This window comes from Actinokineospora sp. NPDC051303 (assembly GCF_055586285.1).
In genome coordinates this window covers 21,101-27,100 of record NZ_JBVJIN010000050.1, presented here as the reverse complement: position 1 = coordinate 27,100, position 6,000 = coordinate 21,101, and the positions used below count along the sequence as shown (strand labels likewise).

Annotated in this window: 2 protein-coding genes; one reads left to right on the top strand and one right to left on the bottom strand. The window is 67.5% G+C overall.

Going from position 1 to position 6,000, the window contains the following annotated elements:
• Positions 1-932 precede the first annotated feature (932 nt).
• Entirely contained in the window at positions 933-3,479 is a 2,547-nt protein-coding gene (glgP, locus tag ACZ6SD_RS27140) for an alpha-glucan family phosphorylase (protein ID WP_465319828.1), read from the top strand.
• A gap of 751 nt (positions 3,480-4,230) precedes the next feature.
• Here the strand turns inward: glgP and ACZ6SD_RS27135 are convergent.
• Complete coding sequence (locus tag ACZ6SD_RS27135; RefSeq protein ID WP_465319827.1) at positions 4,231-4,806, bottom strand: hypothetical protein; 576 nt, start codon at positions 4,804-4,806, stop codon at positions 4,231-4,233.
• Positions 4,807-6,000: the final 1,194 nt, after the last annotated feature.

Here is a 6,000-nt window from a genome sequence, read left to right as displayed (position 1 = left end):
CGCTCCCGCGCTCCCGCGCTCCCGCGCTCCCGCGCTCCCGCGCTCCCGCGCTCCCGCGCTCCCGCGCTCCCGCGCTCCCGCGCTCCCGCGCTCCCGCGCTCCCGGCTAGGCGTAGTCGCGCCGAGTCCTCGCCCTCGTGCCCATGAGCGCCGTCTTCTTCTCACTCGCTCCCCACGCCCACGGGTGCCCCTGCCCCGAACTCGCGTGCGCGTCTTCCTCAAGCCCACCGCCCTCCACACTCCCGCGCCGACGCGTCTTGCAGCCGTTGCGTGCTCGTTCCGTTCGCACGCTTCCCCCGGCACCCAACCCCGACGGCGCCCGTCCTTACCCGATCTACCCCTCACCAAATCCCCGACGTCGCCTCGCCCCTTCGTTCAACTTTCTTCACGTCGTCCCCGCCTTCGTCTCGACTTCCTCAAATCGCCCCCGGTTCCGTCTCAACCGCTCTCATCTTCACCATGTTCTTGGCGGTCGCTCCAAGGGCCGTACCTCGTCAAACCCGGCCTTCGCTCCAAGCTCACCCTCCAAGCCCATCCTCAAACCTCTCCTCTCCAACCCACCCCTTCAACCAACTCCAACCCACCCCTTCAACGTGACTCTTCAACGTCACCCCTCGAACCTTCACCCCTCCAACCCGGCCCCAACCCGCCCCCAACCCCAGCCCCCTCGCGGTCGCTGCCGCACGTCGCTGATCCGATCGCGGCTGCCCGTCCACCGCACCTCGCCGGTCCAGTGGTGTCAGCCGCCCGCCCACGGCGTCTGACGGCCCCTGACCTGCCGTCGGGAGCCAGGCGCGCCGACGGAATTCAGACCTGTTTCGGAGCGCCGACCCCTCTCTGACCAGCGGAGAGAGGTGTGGGTGGCTCGCCACGCTGGGTGCTTGGCGGCCGGATGGCTTGCTCGATCCAGGTTGCCCGCTAGGGTCGGACTCCGTGAAAGCCGTACGTCGATTCACCGTCCGCGCCGGGCTCCCCGAGCCGCTCGCCGATCTGGGCACGCTCGCCACCAACCTGCGGTGGACGTGGCACCCGCCGACCCAAGACCTGTTCGCCGCCGTCGACCGTGAGATCTGGGAGCGGGTCGGCGGCGACCCGCTGCACCTTCTCGCCGAGGTGCCAGCCGAACGGCTGGAGCGGTTGGCAAGCGACGAGGCATTCCTCGGCAGAGTCGCCGAGGTGTCCGGCGACCTGCGCCGCTACCTCGGCGAGCCCCGGTGGTACCAGCGCCGCGAGGGCGAACTGAACGGCAGCCGAATGCCGGGTTCGATCGCCTACTTCTCGATGGAGTTCGGCGTCACCGAGGCCCTCCCCAACTACTCGGGTGGCCTCGGCGTCCTCGCGGGCGACCACCTCAAGGCCGCCTCAGACCTGGGTGTGCCGCTGATCGGCGTGGGCCTGCTCTACCGCTCGGGCTACTTCCGGCAGTCGCTGTCACTCGACGGCTGGCAGGTCGAGCACTACCCGGTGATCGACCCGAACGGCCTCCCGCTCGAACCGCTCACCGAGCCGTCCGGTGCCCCGATCCTGGTGCACGTGGCCATGCCCGGCGGCCGGGTGCTGCGCGCCCGGATCTGGAAAGCCCAGGTCGGACGCGTGCCGCTGCTTCTGCTCGACTCGGACATCGAGGAGAACTCCGACGATCTTCGCAGCGTCACCGACCGCCTGTACGGCGGCGACCAGGACCACCGAATCCGCCAGGAGATCCTGGCGGGCATCGGCGGCGTCCGAGCCGTCCGCACCTACTGCGAGCTGACCGGCACAGCGCAGCCCGAGGTGTTCCACACCAATGAAGGCCACGCGGGCTTCCTCGGTCTCGAACGGCTGCGCGAACTGGTGTCCGGTCAGGGCTTGGACTTCGACCAAGCCCTGTCCGCCGTGCGCGCGGGCACGGTGTTCACCACCCACACCCCCGTGCCCGCGGGCATCGACCGCTTTCCGATAGACCTCGTGCAGCATTACTTCGGCGATGGAACCCTCCTTCCTGGCATCGACCTCCGTCGTGTTCTCGCGCTGGGCGCGGAGGAGAACGCGGGCATGTTCAACATGGCCCACATGGGTCTGCGGCTCGCCCAACGAGCCAATGGCGTCTCCCAACTCCACGGTGCCGTCAGCCGCAGCATGTTCGGTGGTCTCTGGCCCGGTTTCGACACCGACGAGGTCCCGATCTCGTCAGTGACGAACGGCGTGCACGGGCCGACCTGGGCCGCCCGGGAGATCACCGCGATCGTCGGCGACCCCGAGGCGATGGTGGGCGAGGACGGACACGACAGTTCCCAGGTCACCGACGCGCGGCTGTGGGAACTGCGCTGTGGGCTGCGGGAGCGCCTGGTGGGCGAGGTGCGCCGCCGGGTCCGCGCGGCCTGGCTCCAGCGGGGCGCCTCGTCGCTGGAACTGGGCTGGACTGACTCGGTGTTCGACCCTGACGTGCTCACTGTCGGATTCGCCCGCCGCGTCCCCACCTACAAGCGCCTCACCCTGATGCTGCGCGATCCGGACCGCCTGCGGGCCCTGCTGCTGCACCCCGAGCGGCCGGTCCAGCTCGTGGTCGCGGGCAAGTCCCACCCCGCGGACGACGGGGGCAAGGCACTGATCCAGCAGATCGTTCGCTTCGCCGACGATCCGCAGGTGCGTCACCGCATCGTGTTCCTCCCTGACTACGACATGTCCATGGCTCGCTATCTCTACTGGGGCTGCGACGTCTGGCTCAACAACCCGATGCGCCCGCTTGAGGCGTGCGGCACGTCCGGGATGAAAGCCGCCCTCAACGGTGGCCTCAATCTGTCCATCCGGGACGGATGGTGGGACGAGTTCTACGACGGCAGCAACGGGTGGGCCATTCCCACCGCCGACGGCGTCAACGATCCGGTCCGCCGGGACGATCTGGAGGCGGCCGCGCTCTACGAACTGCTCGGGTCACAGGTTGCTCCTCTCTACTACGACCGGGACAGCGGCGGCGTGCCCGTCCGGTGGATGTCGATGGTTCGGCACACGCTGGCCTCACTGGGCCCGCAGGTGCAGGCGTCCCGCATGGTGCGCGAGTACGTCGAGTCGGCCTACGCGCCCGCGGCCACGGCAGGGGCGCTCGCCCAGTCCGACGACTTCCGGGTCGCCAAGGATCTCGCCGAGTACCGCAACCGGTTGGCAGGCGCGTGGCCGCACATCCGGGTGATCGACTGCGAACTCGGCTTGGACGACGGCCACACACCGGTGATCGGTGACCGCGTCCACATCCAGGCCACAGTGGACCTCGCCGGACTCGACCCGGCCGATGTCCAAGTCCAAGCAGTGGTCGGCCGAGTCGGCGACACGGACGAGCTGAGCGACGTCGTCACCGCCGTGATGCACCCGGTGGCCGAAAACCGTTACTCGGCGGAAATCCCCTTGCCGCACGCGGGAGCGCTGGGAGTGACAGCCCGGGTGCTGCCTAAACACGGTCTTCTCGCCACCCCTGCGGAGCTGGGCAAGGTGGTACTCGCCTGACTCCCTAACTGCTCAGCTTCTTCACGAGAAGCCGCAGAGCGCGCCGCCACACGTCCGCACGTGTGGCGGCGCGCTTGTCGTGTGCCCGGTAGGACCAACTGGATGGCGGCTCTGAGGTCGCTGTCCGAGCTCTGGAGGCGAAGGGCGGGAGTGAGATCACGTGCCCTCCGTCTCGATGGTGGACGCGGCCAAAGGGAAATATGCGTTCGATATTCCGTAGGCGCTGCGGCGCGGTCTCGCTGGAGTGGGCACGCGGCCTCACGCCATTGCCCACAGTGGAGATCAACGGCGCTCTTGGCTTGACCGCCGAGGCGGCTATCTAGTCCAGAACCTTCACAGGCGCCGCGTCTGATAGTCGGACCTCTCTTATCGACGGTCGTGGATGCGGTATCGGGTTTCACGGGGCGGCCGAAGTATCCGCTCCTGCTCGTGCCCGTCATAGTCCGCTGCAAGGCGGACATGCGGCTCGCTCCAACTTCGAGGGGTGCGCCGAGGGATGTGATGGTGAAGTGGGTCATGCCATTGATGTTGGCACGGTTCCCGCTGTTTTTCGACCAAGTGGCACGATCGAGTGAACATGTGTTTTTGCACTTCACGCCCGGCTTTGTATCGCTACTATCGAACAGGTGTTCACGGCTTCGCCACTGTGATCACCCCGATGCGACGACTGGATTGGAGCGTGACATGCACTGGGCGACACTGTTCACTCTCGTGCCCACGTTGGGGCTAGTAGTACTACGCCGGACCGACATCAGGCGATATCGAGCCTGCTTCGAGTCGTGGCGACGCGGGGCCACCAGGGGACGATTCTCTCCGCTTCGGCGATCGCCTCCCGGGCGGCCCGGTTGTCTCCTGCTGCCATGTGGGCCCTCGCCAGGGTCGCCAGGTCGTCGGCACGGCCCAATCGGTCATCGCATGAGTCTGCCGAGAGCCGTGCGAGGGAAATCGCTCGATCTGTGTTTCCCAGCAACAGCTCGCGCAGGGCCAGCGTGCCGTTGAGCTTGTAGGACGGGTAGCCCAGCGTCTCCGCGTTCTCCAGGGCTTGTGCGGCGGTGTTCAATCCCAGTTGCGGGTCGAGTTGTCCGGCCTCGACTGTCGCGCAGGCGAGTCCCGCCAGCGCGGCGAACGATACGGCCGCTTCCTGGGGCGTCTGGTCTCGGTCTCCGGCAAGAGGCATGGCCAGCATCATGGCCTCCGCGTAGCGCCCTTGGGCTTGGAGCACCAAGACGCGTGCCGCGGTGGCGGTGCGGAGGTTGGGGTAGGAGTCCGCGAGTTGGGTCGCCAACTCGGTGGCCAGGTCCAACTTCCCGTCCTGGGTCGCGTCCACGGTTTGGCCGACGATTGGTGCGGCGTCGAGTTGTTGCGCTCTGACCCCGGTCAGTCTGGGCAGATTCAGCAAGAGCCAGCCAGTCGAGGTCGAACCAGGGGTTTTCTTCGGGACGAGCGCGCGGACGACAGTCAAGGTGCAAGCGGTGGCGAAACCGATCGAGAACCCGCCGGGCGACGTCAAGGCAAGTGTGGTCGCAATGCCAGAGCAAGCCAATCCGAGTAGAGCCGAGCATAGGGCCGAGCCCCACATCCGTTTCCGAGCGGGGGCTTTGCCTGGGCCGACCGAGACTGAAAGGAGGAGTGGGACCGCCCGCAATACGACGGCTCGCCGCGGGGTTGTCCAGTCGGCGATGCGGGAACCCACGCCGATAACGATTTTGTGGACTCGGGCGCCAAGGATCAGTGCGCCGACCAGCATGCCGATTTGGAGAGAAAGGAGACCTGACAGGAGGCCGGTCAATGCGCCGAGGACGCCTAGTCCGGCTTCTGTCACCGAGCCCGTCGCCAAGCCTGCCACTGCGCCGGGCGCGATCGCCAGCAGGAGGACAGGGTGGCGCAACACTCGGAGGACCCGCACGGATGACAGACGCGCGGCCTGGTCGCGCGGTTCCGTCGGCGGTGGGGTGGCACTTCAGTGGGCGTTACACGACGGTCCAGCGCTTGGGCGGCCAGGTCACCAGCCGCACCGACTTCGGTGGGCGGTTTGCTGTGTGCGGCGTGAGCCGAACATGTGGCCAGTCCGTCCCGGGCGAAGCGTTACAGCTGATCGTGCCTTGGATTCAGGGATGCCATTCCTGCCGTGATCACGCGGTGGTGGAGTTGGTGTGGCGGTTCCTTGGACATCGTGGCTGGGTGAGGTCGGGCATTCGGGGAGGCGGTCTGGGGTGAAGGCGAGACTCGGGGCAGGCGGGCTGATAGCTGGCTGAACTGCTTGGCCAATGCCAGGGGAGCGGGGAGGCGGACAAGACAGCGGATGGCGGTAGGAGGGGCAACGGGGCCGGGTGGGCTGCTTCGGGGAGTTGCCTCGGTAGTGGCTATGAGCCGGGAAGTGGGAGGGCTGAAGCCGGGGAACGGTGGGACTGAAGCCGGGACAGGTTGGACTGGAGCGGGGACAGGTTGGACTGGAGCCGGGGAGCTGTGGGGCTAGGTGCCGGGGAGTAATAGGGGCCGGGACAGATTGGGCTGGAGTTGG